This window comes from Clostridium sp. BL-8 (assembly GCF_002006495.1).
Classification (GTDB): domain Bacteria; phylum Bacillota; class Clostridia; order Clostridiales; family Clostridiaceae; genus Clostridium.
Genome location: NZ_LZZL01000048.1, coordinates 1 through 19,739, shown reverse-complemented (window position 1 = coordinate 19,739; position 19,739 = coordinate 1). Strand labels below are relative to the sequence as shown.

Annotated in this window: 19 protein-coding genes and 1 other RNA gene; 3 read left to right on the top strand and 17 right to left on the bottom strand. The window is 31.0% G+C overall.

Annotated features, from left to right (window positions below; translation table 11 throughout):
• Positions 1 to 84: 84 nt before the first annotated feature.
• The 8 genes from CLOBL_RS16360 to CLOBL_RS16325 all read right to left on the bottom strand — a co-directional run bounded on the left by CLOBL_RS16360 (position 85) and on the right by CLOBL_RS16325 (position 7,093).
• Entirely contained in the window at positions 85 to 1,458 is a 1,374-nt protein-coding gene (locus CLOBL_RS16360) for a CHAP domain-containing protein (RefSeq protein WP_077860015.1), read from the bottom strand.
• 340 nt (positions 1,459 to 1,798) lie between these two features.
• On the bottom strand, positions 1,799 to 2,068 hold the full coding sequence (locus CLOBL_RS16355) for a pro-sigmaK processing inhibitor BofA family protein (RefSeq protein WP_077860014.1): 270 nt from the start codon (positions 2,066 to 2,068) through the stop codon (positions 1,799 to 1,801).
• 21 nt (positions 2,069 to 2,089) lie between these two features.
• On the bottom strand, positions 2,090 to 2,365 hold the full coding sequence (locus tag CLOBL_RS16350) for a YaaL family protein (protein ID WP_077860013.1): 276 nt from the start codon (positions 2,363 to 2,365) through the stop codon (positions 2,090 to 2,092).
• Positions 2,366 to 2,588: 223 nt separating this feature from the next.
• On the bottom strand, positions 2,589 to 3,185 hold the full coding sequence (recR, locus tag CLOBL_RS16345; protein WP_035302665.1) for a recombination mediator RecR: 597 nt from the start codon (positions 3,183 to 3,185) through the stop codon (positions 2,589 to 2,591).
• A gap of 338 nt (positions 3,186 to 3,523) precedes the next feature.
• Complete coding sequence (locus CLOBL_RS16340) at positions 3,524 to 3,865, bottom strand: YbaB/EbfC family nucleoid-associated protein (RefSeq protein ID WP_009173045.1); 342 nt, start codon at positions 3,863 to 3,865, stop codon at positions 3,524 to 3,526.
• A 285-nt stretch (positions 3,866 to 4,150) separates the two neighbouring features.
• Positions 4,151 to 5,800 (bottom strand): DNA polymerase III subunit gamma/tau, encoded by a 1,650-nt coding sequence (gene dnaX, locus CLOBL_RS16335; protein ID WP_077860012.1) that lies wholly within the window; start codon positions 5,798 to 5,800, stop codon positions 4,151 to 4,153.
• 407 nt (positions 5,801 to 6,207) lie between these two features.
• Positions 6,208 to 6,642, bottom strand: a complete 435-nt coding sequence (locus CLOBL_RS16330; protein ID WP_077860011.1) for a hypothetical protein — start codon at positions 6,640 to 6,642, stop codon at positions 6,208 to 6,210.
• A gap of 13 nt (positions 6,643 to 6,655) precedes the next feature.
• Positions 6,656 to 7,093, bottom strand: a complete 438-nt coding sequence (locus tag CLOBL_RS16325) for a LytTR family DNA-binding domain-containing protein (RefSeq protein ID WP_009173048.1) — start codon at positions 7,091 to 7,093, stop codon at positions 6,656 to 6,658.
• A gap of 235 nt (positions 7,094 to 7,328) precedes the next feature.
• On the opposite strand from CLOBL_RS16325, the gene CLOBL_RS16320 reads away from it, so the two are divergent.
• From CLOBL_RS16320 to CLOBL_RS16310, 3 genes are all read left to right on the top strand, one after another.
• Entirely contained in the window at positions 7,329 to 8,120 is a 792-nt protein-coding gene (locus CLOBL_RS16320; RefSeq protein ID WP_009173049.1) for a thymidylate synthase, read from the top strand.
• Positions 8,121 to 8,172: 52 nt separating this feature from the next.
• Entirely contained in the window at positions 8,173 to 8,664 is a 492-nt protein-coding gene (locus CLOBL_RS16315) for a dihydrofolate reductase (RefSeq protein WP_077860010.1), read from the top strand.
• Positions 8,665 to 8,785: 121 nt separating this feature from the next.
• A complete protein-coding gene (locus CLOBL_RS16310; protein WP_077860009.1) occupies positions 8,786 to 9,673 on the top strand; it encodes a fumarylacetoacetate hydrolase family protein in 888 nt (295 codons plus the stop codon).
• A gap of 190 nt (positions 9,674 to 9,863) precedes the next feature.
• Here CLOBL_RS16310 and ffs read toward each other — a convergent pair.
• From ffs to mscL, 9 genes are all read right to left on the bottom strand, one after another.
• An RNA gene (gene ffs, locus CLOBL_RS16305) (signal recognition particle sRNA large type) lies at positions 9,864 to 10,130 on the bottom strand.
• A 306-nt stretch (positions 10,131 to 10,436) separates the two neighbouring features.
• A complete protein-coding gene (locus CLOBL_RS16300; RefSeq protein WP_077860008.1) occupies positions 10,437 to 10,991 on the bottom strand; it encodes a ferritin-like domain-containing protein in 555 nt (184 codons plus the stop codon).
• A 53-nt stretch (positions 10,992 to 11,044) separates the two neighbouring features.
• Entirely contained in the window at positions 11,045 to 11,422 is a 378-nt protein-coding gene (gene crcB, locus CLOBL_RS16295; RefSeq protein WP_077860007.1) for a fluoride efflux transporter CrcB, read from the bottom strand.
• Between the two features lie 87 nt (positions 11,423 to 11,509).
• The gene (locus CLOBL_RS16290; RefSeq protein WP_077860006.1) at positions 11,510 to 12,136 is read right to left on the bottom strand and encodes a TIGR01906 family membrane protein; all 627 of its coding nucleotides are present in this window, start codon (positions 12,134 to 12,136) and stop codon (positions 11,510 to 11,512) included.
• A 128-nt stretch (positions 12,137 to 12,264) separates the two neighbouring features.
• Positions 12,265 to 12,732 carry a chemotaxis protein CheX gene (locus CLOBL_RS16285; protein WP_077860005.1) on the bottom strand — a complete coding sequence of 156 codons (468 nt, stop codon included), beginning with the start codon at positions 12,730 to 12,732 and terminating at the stop codon, positions 12,265 to 12,267.
• Positions 12,714 to 13,589, bottom strand: coding sequence for a response regulator (locus CLOBL_RS16280; protein WP_077860004.1), 876 nt, complete (start codon positions 13,587 to 13,589; stop codon positions 12,714 to 12,716). Before CLOBL_RS16280 ends, CLOBL_RS16285 begins: the two co-directional genes overlap by 19 nt.
• A gap of 188 nt (positions 13,590 to 13,777) precedes the next feature.
• Positions 13,778 to 14,818 (bottom strand): AI-2E family transporter, encoded by a 1,041-nt coding sequence (locus CLOBL_RS16275; protein WP_077860003.1) that lies wholly within the window; start codon positions 14,816 to 14,818, stop codon positions 13,778 to 13,780.
• 270 nt (positions 14,819 to 15,088) lie between these two features.
• Entirely contained in the window at positions 15,089 to 18,529 is a 3,441-nt protein-coding gene (locus CLOBL_RS16270; protein ID WP_077860002.1) for a pyruvate carboxylase, read from the bottom strand.
• Positions 18,530 to 18,839: 310 nt separating this feature from the next.
• Positions 18,840 to 19,274: a large conductance mechanosensitive channel protein MscL gene (gene mscL / locus CLOBL_RS16265; protein ID WP_077860001.1), complete on the bottom strand. Its 435-nt coding sequence runs from the start codon at positions 19,272 to 19,274 to the stop codon at positions 18,840 to 18,842.
• Between the last annotated feature and the right edge of the window lie 465 nt (positions 19,275 to 19,739).

Sequence of the window (19,739 nt, the reverse complement as noted above, 5' to 3'; positions counted from 1 at the left end):
CTTATATCTCCACCTTATAGTTATGCAGCTTTGCTTAAAGTTTTTCTGCTTATTAACCTAACTATTAAAATTCTTCACACTATTTTAATAATTTGGCTTGTCCAAATAGATATAACCATATAAATAATCAGTTTCATATAAATCCCTGTATCTAAAAGTTACTCCATTCCATGTAGATTCTGATATATAAACTTTTCCATTATCAATTTTTTCTACTACAGCTACATGTCCACTTCCCCCAGAGTTTGGCAGACCAGACTTCCATACTGCAATAGCTCCAATTCTAGGCTCTGAGCCGTATTGATATTTTCCACTATTTTTATTTGCATTCCACCATTCGTAAGCATTTCCTATAAATCCGGCATCTGTAGGCTTAGTTCCTGTGATTTCCCAAGCACGTCCCCATGCATACCATGTACAATTTCCCTTAATTTGACTTCCTCCACTATAAAATGGTGGCGATAATTTTACTTTATAAAAAATATTATCATCAGAATAATAATATTTACTATTTAAGCTTGGTTCTGTGGTTCTTATTCCACCTAAAGAAACCTCTTTTACATTTTTATCATTATTATTACCATCACTTTTGTTATTATTATCATCACTTTTGTTATCGTCGTTACTTTTATTATCGTTACTATTACTAGCACTAGTACTAGTGTCTGAAGAATTTACGTTAGAACTTCCACTAGAATCGCCATTAGGACTTATACTATTAGATGTTGTAGAATTATCGTTTTCTTTAAAGCTAATCCAATCAGAGCTAACCCATCCCTTTCGTCCATTTAACATTAAAGGATAAAAACCGTCTTTAGCATCATCTATAATACTAACTTGTATACCTTTTGCCAGTTTTCCTATAATATCTGATGAAGTCGTTGCTTCTGCACGAACATTTAGTGAATCACTATTAGTCGTAACATAAGCTATACGTGGCTTAGCGCCACTCGTAGTACTATCTTGAGCTACTGGTGGTTCACTTTGATTTTCTTTATCTGAATTTTCATCCTTTATTAATTGCCCATTATCTGAAAAATTATATACAATTCCATCAATATTAAGAGATCCTGTTACCATTTCCCCGCTTGACTCCATAAAATACCGGTTACCATTGTCATTAATCCATCCAGTACTCATTTTCCCATCAGCGTCAAAGTGATACCACTTTCCAGAAATATTCTTCCATCCTGTATCCATAGTTCCATCATTAGATAAGCTATACCAATTTTGGCTGTACTTAATCCAGCCTGTAAGCATTATTCCGTTTTCATTAAAATAATACCACTTATTATCTATATTCTTCCATCCAGTTGCCTTGATACCGTCTTCTGTCCAATTCCAACTGTTATTTGAATCACTAATCCATTTTGCAGAAGCCGGCATATAATTTAAACTTGAAACTATCAGTGTTGTCATTCCAACGACTATTATTTTCCTCAAAAATTCTCGTTTCACTCGCTGCTACCCCTCTTTATAAATTAATTTTACAACTTATTAATCTTATGTAATATAATATTTCATCCATTAATTTATTAACAATTTCCCAGTTTAAGGCTGTAAGAACAAATTAATCCCATACATTAAATATTACGGCATATAAGAAAAAATAACAAGTGAAAGATATAATAGTAATATATCGTTACTACGTAGCGTATAAATTTTTTTGGAACAATAACAAAAACCTGTCAAGTGCTTATGAATGTCTTCTATAATCACTTGACAGGTAATCTTCTATTTATAATTATTAAATTTTGAATCACCCTAATTTCCTCTAATACAAATTCTCCAGACTTAATCACAAAAATAATCCTATTATAATTAAAACAATAACACCAGGAACTCCAAAAAATCCTGCAATTAATGCCGTAATTGGATTGATTGCTAACGAAAAACTAGTATTTATTCCCACTAAACTAAGATTGGCAATTATAAAATTTGCTATATATAATATAACAACACCTATTACTCCATTTATAATTATTTTTATTGGCCATTTTAGGAGTTTTAATACAAAAAATAATACAATTATTCCTACCAATCCATAAATTAAATATTGTACCTCCATTTTTAACGCTCCCCATTTCCTTTACTCAGCTATCTGTGCATTATTTCCTGTTACATAATTATTCCCCACTCTTATTCCTCTTTCTCTTGCTAATGATAACAGATAATCGTATCTCTTTCTTGCAACATTTTCTGAATAAATTGCTACTTCTATCAATTTATCATCGTTAACATTATTAAACATGCTGCGTGCAACATCTATTTCCATCTTTGCAATTTCCATATCTTCTATCAATTTGGTATACATATCAGAATCATCAGCCTTGTTCATCAGGTATTCTACAATATTTTTTTTCATGTAAATCCCTCCAAAAACTTCTTATTACCATTCTATCCATTTGTTGGTAAAAATATACATGATATAAATTTATATTTTTGCTTAATTTTGTAACATTTTTTTAATTATTTTGTATATTATAAGGTATAAGAAGCTTTTCACTCATGTCAGACAAAAACTTCTAACTCCCATCTATGTAACACTTTTTTTCTTAGGAACCTAATTTTTTTAGGTTCCTCTATTTTTACAACTCTTTTCTTCCCTCTAATGCTTTGGACAATGTAACCTCATCTGCATAATCCAAATCTCCACCTACAGGTATTCCTGCCGCAATTCTAGTTACTTTAACATCTAAAGGCTTAAGTATTTTAGAAATATACATAGCAGTCGCTTCGCCTTCTATATTAGGATTAGTTGCAAGTATTACTTCCTTTACATCTTCATTCATTCTTGCAACCAGTTCTCTAATTTTTATATCTTGTGGTCCTCTGCCTTGCATTGGAGATATGTTTCCATGTAATACATGATATACCCCATTATATTCCTTGACTTTCTCCATGGTCATAATATCCTTAGGCTGCTCTACAACACATATAGTTCCCTTATCTCTGTTTGGATTCTCACATAATGGGCATGGATCCTTATCTGTGAAGTTTCCGCACACAGAGCAATACTTAATTGTTCCTCTTGCTTGAACTAGAGCATTTGCAAATTCCTTTACTTCATCATCTGGAAGATTTAAAATATGTAATGTCAATCTCTGGGCCGTTTTTTGCCCTATGCTTGGTAACTTTGCAAATTCCTCTATTAATTTTTCTATGGCTACTGGATAAAATTCCATCATTATTAACCTTCCCCTTTTTCTTTATATTTGAACATAATTTATACGCATTTATTAAGAATAACATAACTACGTAATACTTTAATTGACAATTAACAATTGATAATACACAATTTTATATAAAATTCTCTTCCAGAATTTTTAAAATTTCATTTTTAAAGCTGCACGCCTTTCTTCTTTCTTCATTGTTAATTATATACTGTTCATTTTCAATTCATTCTTCTTTAAATTTAGATTTAATAATGATTAAATCTCCAGAAAATTATATACTTAAAAAGCATACAGATTGTAGATCATCCAACAATTCTGTATGCTAACTATCTTAATACTTAAAATTCTTAGAATAATCCGCCTGGCATTCCACCTGTTAGTTTACCCATTTTACTTGAAGTTTCTTCTTCCGCTTTTCTTAATGCTTCGTTAACTGCACTCATTATTAAGTCTTCAATCATTTCAACATCGTCTGGATCTACAACTTCTGGCTTTATATTAATTGCTGTAACTTCTTTCTTACCAGTTACTTTTACTACTACGGCTCCACCGCCTACTGATGCCTCAAACTCTTTTGTTTCAAGCTCTTTTTGCATATCTTCCATTTGCTTTTGAAGCTTTTGTGCCTGCTTCATAAGATTGTTCATGTTTCCGCCTCCAAAGCCTCCTGGAAATCCTCCTTTTGCCATAAAAAATCCTCCTCTTTCTTGAATCTCATTTTTTTATTATAAAACAACTTTACGCAATTGACAATGTACACTGTACAATTAACAATTATTGAGGCAACTCCTCAGAAATTTTTTTATATAAATTTTATTATCATACTGCTAATTTAAATTATGAGTCTTTACTTAATATATTTAAATGTAATAGCAATTTATAATTGAAATTTATATAAATATATCTTTCAAAGTCTGTAAGGCTTTGTTCCTCAATTATTAACTGTCAATTGTACATTGTTAATTAGCTTCATATCAATCGTCATATACCTCAAATGGTATTCCATCTATTGTTTCTTTTAATAGCTCTTCTTTTCCCTTAGTATCACTTTCCTGTTTAACTATATAGTCTACTATTACTTTTTCCTTTAATGTTTCAGAAAATACAGTATTTACAACTTCTCTATATTCTGGTTTTTGCAATCTTTCTCTATTAAAAGCATACATTGCATCATATTCTAATGTAACTATTCCCTTATTAAAGCTGTATGGTTTAGCTGTAACAATTGATGCATAAATAATCATTGCTCTTTTGGCTTTAAATTGCTCTAATATTTCAGTCCAAGCTCTTCCAACATCGTCAATTGTGAGCGTCGAATTAGGATTTACAGCAAGGTTCTCTTGCATGCTGCCAGAATTAGATTTTTGCATACCTTTTTTAATAATATTTCTGTCGCCTGCAGCTGTTCCCGTATTAGTATGTGCATTTTTTGAACCATCATTACTTTTTTCTCCTTGAATTACTTGTATATTTCCGTTTTTCAAGGACTCCTCAAGTTGATTTATTCTTGATAATATAACTTCACTTGAAGTATCATACTCTATTTTGCACATTTTTATAATAGCAAGTTCTAGATATAATCTACTCTGTTTGCTTGCCTTCGAATTTGCCTCCGCATCTTGAAGTATTCTTATAGCTCTCATTATTTCTTCTACTCTGATTTTTCTGCCTTGTTCTTTTACCATTTGAATATTTTCAAGAGACATATCCAGCACTTCTTCTGGATTATTTGTAACCTTGACCATTAGTAAATTTCTAAAGTGAGCTATCAGATCTTTAATAAACAGCTGCATATCCTTACCAGAATACACAAGCTTATCTATTATAACCATTGCCTTTTCAACACTTCTATCTATGACAGCGTCAGTTATGTTAAATAAGTGTTCATTAGTTACAAGCCCTAATATGCTGACAAGATCTTCATATTTTATTTCATTTTCTCCCATAGCAATTGCCTGATCCAATATGCTTAATGCATCTCTCATTGCGCCATCACAAACTCTTGAAATTAAGTCTAAGCTCTTTTGTTCATAATTTATACTCTGAGCGTCAACAATCTTCTTAAGTCTATCAGAAATATCCTTTTGCTTTATTCTCTTAAAATCAAATCTTTGACATCTCGATAAAATTGTTATAGGCAGCTTTTGAGGATCTGTAGTTGCTAGTATAAATATTACATTTTTAGGTGGCTCTTCTAGGGTCTTTAAAAATGCATTAACAGCTCCAACAGATAACATATGAACCTCATCCATTATATATATCTTGTACTTAGCTTCTTGTGGTGGATATTTAGTATCATCTATAATGTCTCTTATCTTATCAATACCATTGTTAGAAGCTGCATCAAGTTCTGTCACATCAATTGCTAAACCTTGATTTATCTTTTTGCACATCTCACACTCATTACATGGCTCCCCATCTTGTAAGTCTAGGCAATTTAACGCTTTTGCCATTACCTTTGCAGTGGAAGTCTTTCCGGTTCCCCTTGTTCCACAAAAAAGATATGCATGGGCAATTCTGTCATTTAAAATTTCGTTCTTTAAAGTCGTAGTTATATGTTCCTGCCCTACAACATCTTCAAAGTTTTTGGGTCTCCACTCTCTGTATAGTGCCGTATAACCCATGGGCTACCACCTCGCTATTTTCAAATATAAACTTATTATACACCACATTTGATGCAGTTGAAAGTTATGAGTTAAGAGTTATGAATTATTGTTAAACTCTCCATTATTATTTCCAAAAATATATTTCAAGAAAAGCCTAAGGGCTTTTTTTATCTTAACTCCTAATTCTTAATATTTAACTGATTTTCCTATCTGCCTAGAGATGCCATCTTTGTTTAAAAATAGCAACTATTTCTTACACAATTGTATTCCTGTATAATATGCTAAAGCAAATTAAGAACACTAAATAAGAGGCCTAAATCCTACCTGTTTAGATAATTCTTAGGCCTCACTCTTTTCATAAATATATTTTACATGTTTTCTGACTTTTTATTTATGCCGTAAAATATTACAGAATTATTTTTAATTTATTCATTGTTGTTCTTATAATCTTTAAGTTTTTCATTTATCTGTTTTGCTTGTGTCTTATCATTAATATACATCATCACATATACAAATGTTTTTGCCCCTAAAATTGCAATTATATAGATAGCAATGAGACTTCTATTAACAAATCTATTCGTACTAAATAAACATAGCCATAATATAATCATTATATCTGCGAGAGCAGAGAAAATAGTAAAATTCATAAGTTGAAGCTTTTTTTGAAAATTATATTTATTAGTAAAAGCAAACTTGAAAAAACTATATACTGAAGCACCTATTATTATCTGCCAAAACATTGAAGTTATAATTGCATCCTTTGAACTAGCCTCAAAGAAAACTGCACTCACGATTGTCAAAAATCCACAAGCTTCCAAGAACTCTTTAAAGAAATCTCCTAAATACTCATTAATTTTCATAATAATATCCTCCTTACAATCCTAATTTCTTCTTAAATACAGATACATATTGTCTTGAAATGAATACCTTTTCTCCATTTTGCAGTAAGGCCTCTAACTTTCCATAAAACACTGGACTCACAGATTCTATTTTCCCAATATTAAGAATAGTTGATTTTGATGCCCTAAAAAAACCTAAGTTCTCATATTGTGCTTCAATTTCATAGAGCTTTAGTTTAGATTCAAAAACTTTCTCTTTACAATAAATAAACACCTTATTATCTACTGACTCAAAATAAAATACATCCTTAGGATTAACAATATGCATCTTTAAATCTGTGAAGCCAATTAGCTTTTTAGGCGTCGACTTAATTGAATAAATAAGCTGCAGTAATGATTCGTCGGGCTCATTACATTTTATTATTATTTCTGGTTCACTTCCAACAGGGATATTCTCAATGGTAATTTTCATTATAACCACTCCCTTTCCTTTATATTTATAGTATATATTAGCAATTTACTGCATTCAACAGACTTTAGCTAAGCTGCAAATTAATGATGGTAAGCTGTAATACTCAAAGGCCAGGTTACTCAATGTAGAATATATAGGATGACTTGTTAAACACATTAGGTTAAAATGTATAATGAATGGATTTGTTTTCGAAAATTTTAAATTTCACGCAGGATAATAAGGAGGAATACATAGAATGAGTTCATATGATGATAAATACTTATCTATTGCCAATGATATATTAGAAAATGGCTATTTTGACACTAATAGAACAGGCGTTAAAACCTATAAATTGCCACATCAGATCATGCAGTTTAATTTAGAAAAAGAATTTCCTATATTAACAACAAAATTTGTAGCTTTCAAAACTGCTGTCAAAGAACTTTTATGGATTTTTAAAGACCAATCAAACGATGTGAAAGCCCTTCAGGCTCAAAACGTAAAGATTTGGGATGAATGGATGATGGAAGACGGAACAATTGGAACTTCTTACGGCTGGGTAGTTAAAAAATTCAATCAAATGGATAAGCTTATTGATGCTTTAAAAAATAATCCGCAGGATAGAAGAATGATGATTAATTTATGGCAGATACCTTATCTAGATGGGGGTGCTTTATATCCTTGCTGTTTCCTTACAATGTGGGATGTTACAGATGGTAAGCTTAACTGTATGCTTGTACAAAGAAGTGGAGACTGGGGACTTGGCGTTCCATTTAATACGTCACAATATGCTGTTTTAGTTCACTTAGTAGCTCAAGTTACAGGTCTTAAGCCCGGATTATTCACTCATGTAATAAATAATGCTCATGTGTACGAAAATCAAGTCGAAGGAATAAAGCTTCAATTAACAAGAAAAGGTCATGAATACGAAGCTCCTGAGCTTTGGATTAATCCAGAAATTAAAGATTTCTATGACTTTACACCTGACGATATAAAACTTATAAATTATAAACACCACGAAACAATAAAGATGGATGTTTCAGTATAGTAAGGCACAATCAAAAATTTACTGCATGTTTTTCTAAGAGGAGGAATAATAAATGATATCAATAAGTGTTGCCATAGCTAAAAATAATGTAATCGGAAAAGACAATAAATTATTGTGGCACATCTCAGAAGATTTAAAAAGATTCAAAAAAATTACTACTGGGAAAAAAATGATTATGGGAAGAAAAACCTTCGAATCATTACCTGGCGTCTTGCCAAACAGAGAGCACATAATTTTAACTAGAGATAAAAATTTCAAGGTCGATTCTGATATGGTTAAGATAGTTTATGACTTAAATTCTCTTATCAAGGAATATTCAAGTTCTGATGAAGAAGTCTTTGTTATTGGTGGTGCAGAAATCTACAAACAGTTTCTTCCTTATGCTGAGAAATTATATCTTACTAAAATAGAAGAAACTTTTGAAGGTGATACTCATTTCCCTGAAATTAATTTTGATGAATTCAAAATGGAATATGAGTCAGAACAGTTTGTAGACGAAAAAAATGGTCTTCATTATAAATTTATAGATTTTAAAAAACTTTAATCTTTAAATTACCTAAACAACTCAAGTTATGATTTCAAACGAGAATGGTGAATTCAATGAATAAATCAAATTCGAAACTGTAAATTATTAACTGTAAACTAATTAAAAGGGGGTTTTATATATGAAATTAATAACTTTTAAGTACAATAGCAAAGAGCAAGTAGGTATTTTATCTAAAAATGAGGATCAAGTCTATCCACTTGAAGTTCTTGGGATAAATTATAACTCTATGAATGATTTGATTGAAAATATAACAGATCAGGAGATGACAGTATTAAAAACAGAGATAGAAAAGGACAATAATAAATATGCAATTTCTGTTAATAATATTGAAAAAATGGCTCCTATACCTGTTCCTAAGCAAGATATCATCTGTTTAGGTATAAATTATATAGAGCATGCAAAAGAATCAGCTAGATATAAGAAGGAAGCTTTTGAAAAAGACAGAGAAGATGCTATATATTTTTCAAAAAGAGTTAACGCTGCAATTGGAGATGGAGCTTACATACCTAGCTATCCTGAACTTGTAGACAGCTTAGATTATGAAGCTGAACTTGCAGTAATAATTAGTAAGGATGCTAAAAATGTATCTGAAAATGATGCTTTTAATTATGTATTCGGATATACAATAATAAATGATGTAAGTGCTAGAAACGTTCAAACCAAACATAAGCAATGGTATTTTGGTAAAAGCTTAGACGGTTTTACACCAATGGGGCCTTCAATTGTCACTAAGGATGAATTTGACACTCCACCCGTACTAAAAATATGTTCAAGAGTTAATGGTGAGTTAAGACAAAATAGTACGACAGATCTTATGATAACTTCTATTGAAGAAGTAATTCATGAATTATCTCAAGGAATGACCTTAAAGGCTGGAACTATTATATCAATGGGTACACCTGCTGGAGTGGGTATGGGCTTTACTCCTCCAAAATTTTTAAAGCCTGGAGATGTGGTTGAATGTGAAGTTGAAGGCATAGGCTGCCTTAAAAATACTATTGAGTAAAAATCAAAACTTAGTTACTCAAACAAGCTTATCAAAACATATATAAATTAAGTTTAAATACTAAATGAAAAGAAAATGAGGGTATTTCATCGCTGAAATGCCCTCACTTTCTTATCCTATTGTGTCCTATGTTAATCCTATTGAAGAATAACCTAATTTAATTCTTAACGAAAATAAATATTTAAATAAACCATGCACCTCGCTTCGTTATTAGTTTTCTATACGTTACTCCTGCAGTTAGCTCAGACCAGATTGATCCACGGCACATGAAAGAAACCACTTATCGCTGCTTCCTTCCGGATCTGACGAGGTTCATGGGCTTCCATTGCGTGGGACCCAGTCATCAACACCACTTACAAGAGTCGGACTATAAATCGCTAATACCTAAGCGAGGAATTCAATCCTGCTATAGCGGATTGCAGGTTACAGGGCACCGCTAACTCCCCATCTAGCATGGCAATGGTGGAATGTCGAGGGTTTGAACCTCAGAAATTTCTTTCATAAAAAAATCCCCGCCCCCAGAGTGGACGCCAAACCATATTATCATTGCCTTCTATCAAAATAATGTAATCTATTATAACCACTAATTATTAATATTCTTCTCAAAAATCATATTTTTATTAATGAATATTTCCTACACATTTTTTGACACTTGTTAATAATAACACATAAACTCCTTAAATTCAAGAATATTATCTCTGTCTTTAAATTAAATTTATTCCATACTTGGTATAACCTTTTGAAAAATAAAAAAATCATATTTTTATTCTTCTTTAACTAGAACAATATGCTCCTTTTCAACACCTGCTAAAGCTTCAAAAATTTCAAATAACTTTTCATTATTTACTTCATACTTATATCTTTCGTAGTAACTCACCGCATGTTCTTCTTTCAGCTTTGCTAACTCTAAAAGAGCTCTATCTGTGTCATATTTATCATAACTTACCTTACTTAAGTTAGGTGCTTCTTTAAAGCCCCCTAGTCTCTGATGTATTCTAGAATGAAATATTTCTATTTTGGCTAATGCTTCAAATACCCTCTTTACTTCAACATCTTTAGCCATATTTGCTGCTGTATTATAAAAATCACCATTAAAAAGTTCAAGTTTAACAGCATGGTCTAAGATCTTTAAGGTCTTTTCATCAAGCACACTACTCTCTAAATTAATAATTTCGTTTTCATCACTTAAATACTCATGCCCTACTCCACAAAATGGACAATATATAATGTTATCCTTTGAGTTTTTATTAAGGAACGCTGATTCATTATAATTATAGTTCCTTTCATTTATGTCCATACCACATATTTTGCACTTCAAATAATTCACCGCCTCTAGATTTTATAAGGTATGTATATTATATTTTTCTCACTCTATACAATTACCCTGCATAGTAACCTTGCTAAAACAACTCCGCCTAAGCTTAAAAATACGTTTAAACAGACATTGATCATTCCAAGGATATATCTCCCATCGCTCATTAAAGTTATTGTTTCTAAGCTAAAGGTAGAAAAGGTTGTAAGCCCTCCCATAATTCCTGTAGTTAAAAAAAGTTTTAAATTAGGCGATATTAAATCTGTTGACATGCTAAGCTCTGCTATCATGCCTATTAAAAAACCGCCAACTACATTTACAATTAATGTTCCAATTGGTAAACTTGAATTCATCATCTTCGCTGACTGCATAGTAACTATATATCTGAGTATTGCTCCTATGCAACCCCCTATTCCTACGTAAATTATTTTTTGCAAATTAACACCCCTGCTCTCTCAGTTAACAATTAACAGTTTACAGTTTTGATTTTCTTAAACTTTCTATATGATCTTCATCTTCAACTCTTAACCTCTAACTGCTTTAATTTTTCTACTTAATATTTTAATTATTATTGTAAATATTACAAGCACCGCTACTATTAACCCAAGCTCTATAGCAAAAAGTTCCTCTGGCAAGGCATTTATTATAGGATCAATGGCTGGATCAAAAATCCAATAGTTATTTCTAAAGAATATTTTATGAAAAAAATAAAAAGTCTTATCAAAATCTATTGCAGAGCTTACAGAAACAAATATGAATATTAAAGCTATGATATTTGTACTTTTACTAAAACTATTTATAATATTCTTCCCAAATTCATCATTTTTCTTTGATAATACCTTAATAATCATTACTATTATAAAAGCAATACTAAAGATATATAGAGCTATAAATATCCGTTTTACCTCATAAAAATGAATCTGTGCAAAATTACTTATAGGTATAGTATTAAACTTTAATTCTTTAATAAATGGATTTTGAACATAATAAACTGCTCTTTTATAATTATCCATCAAAACTTCTGCTGATAATCCAGTATATTGAATCAGATCATATTTAAATATAACATACTTATATATGTCTGTTATATTTAAAACAACTAAAACAGCAATAGAAATAATAGATATAGCATAAAATATACAAATTAAAATTTGCGATGTTCTTTTTAATATGTTTGAATTAAAATTATTAATATAAATTCACCTCTTTCTTGTAATCTTTAAATAAAACCATTTATAATTATAAATTATAAATGGTTTTATATGTATATTAAAATATATTAAATTGTATTTTTCTCCATAGATATGTTAACTTCAATGGTCATATCTCCTACTCCCATTGTTACACAAATAACCTTGTCCGAGCTTGCATTTGCAGTAAATTTTCCATGTACAAGAGTTGGCGTAGAAATATTTATCATAATATTATCTTGTGAAAAATTAGTTGCTACATTTGCAGTCAGCATATTAGTTAATTCTGAAATTGCACTTTGTGCTAATTCATCAAAATCATTTACTGGCATACCCATCATCATTGTTGATGCAATCTTTTTTGCATCCTCTATGCTTAGTCCATAAATGATATTTCCTTTTATATCTCCAATAATACCAAGAATAATAACAACTCCTGGACTTTCAATAAATCTTCCTTTAAGAGTCATACCTTTCTTTTCCACATTAGACAGTCCTAATTGCGGCATAACATTTGTAAAGGCATTTAATATAGGATTTATATAATTGACATCCATTCCCCTTCACCTCTTCCAAAACCTATGCTTATTGATAAATCTCCAAATTGAGTTTCAACATTTGCAGCGTAAGTGATTTTCAATTCTCCCTTTGAAATACTAATTGATTCTCCATGGAATGTAGTTGGTGGTGCAACCCTTAAGCCAAATACCTTGTTCTTTTTATTTAACATTGAACATGCGTTTCCTGCAGCCATATTAGCTACTTCAGACATAACATTAAGCATTTCCTCATTATTTTTGATTTCTCTCTTTAACAATTTTTTGGCTAAATTCTCTGCTGTCTCAAATGGCATGTCAAAAATAATTCTGCCTGAATATTTTCCTATGATACCCATGACAATTGAAATTCCTTGACTGACTTTTTCCTCATTATCGTTATTTTCATTAACAATTTCCGGAATAGTCTTAGTAAGTCTATTCAAAACATCTTTTATCGCTTCTTTAAACACTGAAGAATACATTCCATCTAATTCTGCAAATAATTCTTCATCTGCCATTACTCTATTAATTAATAAAGTTAGCTCCTCTGCATCGACTGGTTTTTGAGCATATCCACTCACATGAATTTTTTTTGCTTTCTTTACAATTTCATCATCCATCATAGAACTAACAATTATCACCTTTATATTTGGGTCAATTTTATGTATTTCTTTTGTGCATTCAAACCCATCAGTTCCTGGGATAGTCATGTCCATTGTTACTAAGTCTGGCTTTGTGCTAGTTACCACTTCAATGGTTTCTTCTAAAGAACTTGCCTCTCCTACAACGTTGAATCCATTTTCCGTCAACAAATCCCTCAATAAAGCAATTTGAAAAGGTGAGTCATCAACTATTACAATATTCACTTTTTTCATAATTACACCTACCCTTTATCCTAAGATATAGTCGATTCACATAAGCTGAATATGATAATTATTTTATATATCTAATTCCATTAAATTGTGAATAAACCTATAATAATATTATATTTTAAAATTCAACATTGCTCAACAAAATTTAGTATTTTAATAATAAAAATTCACTTTTTCTAAATTATTCAAATCTAACTTTCAGGCTTATCCTCTCTCTTTTTTTCCGTTAATGGTACTCCAATTATATCTAAAATAAACATGAATATAGGTATTCCAATAATCAGACCTAAAACTCCACCAATATGCTCTGACACTATAAGTATACTTAAAGTATAAAATATAGGCATCTTAGTTTTAGATGACATTAACTTTGGATTTAATATGTATGCTTCAAAAGCATGCAGTATTGCAATCATAATAAGAACATATACCACATCTATAAACCCACCATAATTAAATGCTACTATACTTAATGGTACCAATGATATAATCACTCCAGCTACAGGAATAAGTCCAAGTAACATTACCATCATACCAAAACCTAATAAATGTGGAAAACCTATTATAGATAAGCCTATAACTGAAAGCATTCCATTAACGGTTGCTATGATTATTTGTACCTCAATAACCTTCCCAAAAGATGATACAAACTTTCTTCCAAAGAATTCCATTTCACTAAATATTGGTCCTATTTTACTTTGTTTAAACTTACCAGAAAACTTTATTACTGTTTGCTTTTCTAAAAGCAAGAAGATACTTAAAATTAGAGCTATTACAATATTAAACCCTATTCTTCCTATATTAGATACTGATGATACAATATAGTTTATACCCTCTGTTGAAAAAATTGTTCCATAGACTTGATCCAGTTTTTCCTTTGCAAAATTAATAATTTCATTGTCCTGAGGAGTAGAATATATTTTATTTATCTGCCAAATAACCAGTCTAAATTCATGAATCACTAATGGTAGAAAATCTATTGCTACTACAAATAACATTGCTGTTACTAATAACGACACCGTGAGTATTGTAACTTTATAATTAATCCTTATTGTCCCTTCCAACTTACGTATTAAAAATTTTGAAACACTATCAATTAAATACGTGAATACAAAAATTAAGAGCATAAGGCTAATCATACTTTCCATTAAATATAAAAATATGAATATTAACAAAAATGTTATTACTCGCTTGAAAGTCTGACTTTTTAGAATCTGCATCATATTTGGCATTATTATTACTCCTTACATATCTTGTAATTTAAGTTTAAATAAACAACACAATATCTTAAATTTTTCTATAAATTTCCCTACTTTTATACTAACAGTTTTATTTTTCTCTGTAAATAAATTTGAAATATTTACATCTATTATATTTTCCATTATAAAAGACCTTTAAACACCCTATAGATATATAGGTAAAAGCTGCTCCAAAAGCATCATGAAAATCAAAACTTTTAGTTGAATTTCTTAACTTTTGAAGCAGCCTTTTATTTAACTATATTATTTTATTTTTACCAATAACTCACCGGTCTTAACTTGCTGTCCTTCACTTACCAGTACAGTTTCAACAGTTCCTGTGGTAGATGCAACAATATTTGTTTCCATCTTCATTGCCTCTATTACAAGTAAGCTGTCTCCTTCTTTTACACTGTCCCCTTCTTTTGCAAGTACCTTGATTATGGTTCCAGGGATACTTGCTCCAACTTCTAGCTTATTATCAGGGTCAGCCATCTTAGATGAATCATCCTTACCTGAATTACTGATAATTCTTTCAGTTTTATCTTTTATTTTTATTTCTCTTCTATTTCCATTGATTTCGAAATCTAAGGTTCTATTTCCTTCAGCATCAAGATCTCCTATTTTAACTAATTGGACAATCATAGTCTTTCCTTCTGCTATTTCAATTTCGCTGGTTTCTCCCTCTGCAAGTCCATGGAAGAATACATCACTACCCATACGGCTTACATCACCGTACTCTAATATAGATTTTATATATGCTTCAAATACATCTGGATATAATGCATAACTTATTACGTCTTTTTTGCATGGTGTGAACTTATACTTTTCTTTTAAGTATGTTTCAATCTTTCCAAAGTCTTCTGGTGGTAATAATTCACCTGGTCTAACAGTTATAGCCTCTTCTCCTTTTAATACAATTTCTTGTAAATCCTTAGGGAAACCGCCTTCTGGCTGACCCATCATTCCTTTGAAATATGAAACTACAGAATCTGGGAAGGCCATATTCTTAGCCTTTTCAACTATACTTTCAGGAGTTAAATCATTCTTAACCATAAAAATAGCTAAGTCTCCAACCATTTTTGATGATGGAGTAACCTTGATTATGTCTCCAAGCATATCATTTACATCTTTATACATGTATTTTACATCATTAAATCTATGTCCAAGACCAAAGCTTTCAACTTGTGGCTTTAAGTTTGAATATTGTCCACCAGGAATTTCAAATTTGTAAATTTCAGCACTTCCTGATTTTAAGTCTGATTCAAACTGGCTGTATACTGGTCTTACTGTATCCCAATAATCAGATATCTTTTGAATTCCGCTTAAGTGAATACCTGTATCTCTGTCTGTATTACGAAGAGCCGCAACAACTGAGTTTAAAGCTGGCTGACTTGTAAGTCCTGACATACCATTAAACGTTGTATCAACAATATCAACTCCTGCATCTGCTGCCATTAATACTGTAGCAACACCATTACCAGTAGTATCATGAGTATGAAGATGAATAGGGATTGAAACTTCATTCTTTAGTGCAGTTATAAGCTTCTTAGCTGCATAAGGTTTAAGTAGTGCTGACATATCCTTTATTGCAAGAATATGAGCTCCCATTTTTTCAATTTCCTTAGCTTTATTTACATAGTACTCTAAGCTATATTTATCTCTTTTTTCATCTAAAATATCTCCAGTATAGCATAATGCAACTTCAGCTACCTTATTGCATTTTAATACTTCCTCTAAAGATACCTCTATGCCTTTTAGCCAGTTAAGAGAATCAAAAATTCTAAATACATCTATTCCGCTGTCAGCTGATTCCTTGATGAATTCCCTTATAACATTATCAGGATAATTCTTATAACCTACACCATTTGCTCCTCTAACAAGCATTTGGAACATTACGTTTGGAATTCTCTTTCTTAACGATTCAAGTCTCTTCCATGGAGATTCCTTTAAGAATCTATAAGCAGTATCAAAAGTAGCTCCCCCCCACATTTCAAGTGAGAATAAATCATTTCCAAAAACTGCTGTTGCCTTTGCAATATTCTTCATGTCCTGAGTTCTAACTCGAGTAGCCATTAATGACTGCTGAGCATCTCTCATAGTTGTATCTGTAAGAAGCAGTTTCTTCTGATTTTTTATCCATTTAACTACGCCTTCTGGACCTTCTGCATCTAAAATCTGCTTAGTTCCACTTAAGCCTTCTACAGATGTTATAGTTGGAATATCTGGCACATCATATTCTTTCTTAGTACCTTTAGTTTCATTTACGATCTTTTCACCGATGAACTTTAATACTCTGTATTCTTCATCACTTCTAGGTCTTATATCAAATAATTGTGGATTGTCTGCTATAAAGTTAGTGTCGCACTCACCTTTTTTGAAGGTTTCATTATTCAATACATTAATTAAAAAGTCTACATTGGTTTTAACACCTGAAATTGTAAGCTCCTTGATTGCACGTATAGATTTTCTAACAGCATCATCAAAAGTTCTTGCATATGCAGTACTCTTTACAAGTAAACTGTCATAATATGGGCTTATTACTGCACCACTATATCCATTTCCTCCATCAAGTCTGATACCAAAACCTGATCCAGTTCTGTAAACATCAATTTTACCTGTGTCTGGTGAGAAATTATTTGCAGGGTCTTCTGTAGTTATTCTACATTGGATTGCATATCCTCTTGGCTGTATATCATCTTGAGAATGTACACCTACCTCTGCAGAGCCTAACTCATAGCCTTCTGCTATTAAAATCTGGCTTTGAACTATATCAATTCCAGTGACCATTTCAGTAATTGTATGTTCAACCTGAATTCTTGGATTCATTTCTATAAAGTAATGATTTCCGTGCATATCAACTAAGAACTCTAGAGTTCCTGCACTTCTATAACCTACAGATTTAGCTATTTTAAGCGCATCCACGCAGATTTCTTCTCTCTTTTCTTGTGTAAGCGATAATGCTGGAGCAATTTCAATAACCTTTTGATGTCTTCTTTGAATAGAGCAGTCTCTTTCATAAAGATGCACTATGTTGCCATATTTATCTCCAAGCACTTGTATTTCAATATGCTTTGGTCCTTCTATGTATTTTTCAATAAACATATCATCATTACCAAAAGCTTTTTTTGCTTCATTCTTAGCATTTCTAAAAGAAGGTAGAAGCTCATTTTCGCTTCTTACTATTCTCATTCCTCTACCACCACCACCGGCAGCCGCTTTTATCATTACAGGATAGCCACATAATTTAGCAATTTCAATTGCTTCTTCTTCAGAAGATATAGGTTTTTCTACCCCTGGTATTACTGGAACGCCAACTTCTTTAGCTACTATTTTTGATTTAATTTTATCCCCCAATTTTTCCATCATTTCTGATTTTGGACCTATGAATTCTATACCAGCTTCTTCACATCTTCTAGCGAATTCAGGATTTTCTGATAAGAAACCATACCCTGGATGTATAGCATCCACGTGTTTCTTAAGAGCAAGGTTTATGATTTCATCAATATTTAAATATGCTTCAACCGGCCCCTTATTTTTCCCTATTTGATATGCCTCGTGAGCTTTAGTTCTAAATAGTGCAAACTTATCCTCTTCAGTGTATATAGCCACTGTTCTTATGCCAAGCTCATGACATGCTCTGAAAATTCTTATTGCTATTTCGCCTCTATTAGCAACCAGTACTCTTTTAAATTTCTTCCCCAATTAAAATACAACTCCTTTATTGCTTATTTTTATATATTTCATATGAATCATTTCAATTGCGAATAATTTTGAATACAAAAAATGCAATTTTCACAACTCATAAATTGCCATAATATAAATTTTACTTGCCTAAAATCGACATAATAGATTATATCATATTTAATCCTATTTAACACATATTATTTATATTTTCTATTAATTTTTACATGATTTTTTCTCTGATCTCAATACATTTTTTTCATCAAATATGAAATTTTTAAATTTTTTTCTTTCATTTTTCTGCATTTATCAAATTTCTATCATAGTAAATTCATTGCAATTGAGAAGTACAATTCGGGCATCTTGTCGCATTGATATCAATTTCACTGTAGCAATATTTACATTGTTTCTTATTGTGCTCAGAATTTTCTTCCTTCTTCTTAAACAATTTATTGACTTGCCTAACAGCAATAAAAATAGAAAAGGCCACTATTAAAAAATCTATTACATTATTTATGAATAAACCATAGTTTACTGTTGCAACACCAGCAGCTTTTGCTTCCTGAATAGTTTTAAAATTTCCCTTTCCTAATGTAAAAAATAAATTAGAAAAATCTACTTTTCCAATTAGCAGTCCTACTAAGGGCATTATAATATCATTGACCAATGATGTAATTATCTTACTGAAAGCGCCTCCAATAATAACTCCTACTGCCAAATCAATAATATTTCCTTTCATTGCAAATTCCTTAAATTCTTTAAACATCTTATCCCCTCTTTTCTATGTGCTTATAACTAAACAACTTTAATCTCAGATTTATGTGTTAACTTAAGATCTAGCAAATATGTATGTATTTTCGTTTTATAGGTCTAGGTATTGATTTATTACCTGTAATTTTTAGATTATCTACACACAATTATTATTTAACTCATAACTAATTATATTATCTGTCTGTTTTGTTTTTTTATTCTTAAAGAAGTAGTTCTATGGCCTATAGTCATAATTATCCCTTTAATTAATTATTTAATAAAAAAAGTTAAACTGGAATCATTTTAATATCATCCAATTTAACTTAATAAGGCACAATCAAATAAATAATAAGTCCATTTGCCAGCTCATTTCCCATCATCCTACGGCTACAAATTAACCTAATAGCCCGCTATGAGGGCTATTTATCTTCTTGCCTGATGAAAAATATCCATGGCAACTTTGGACTTGTTATTTATTTTC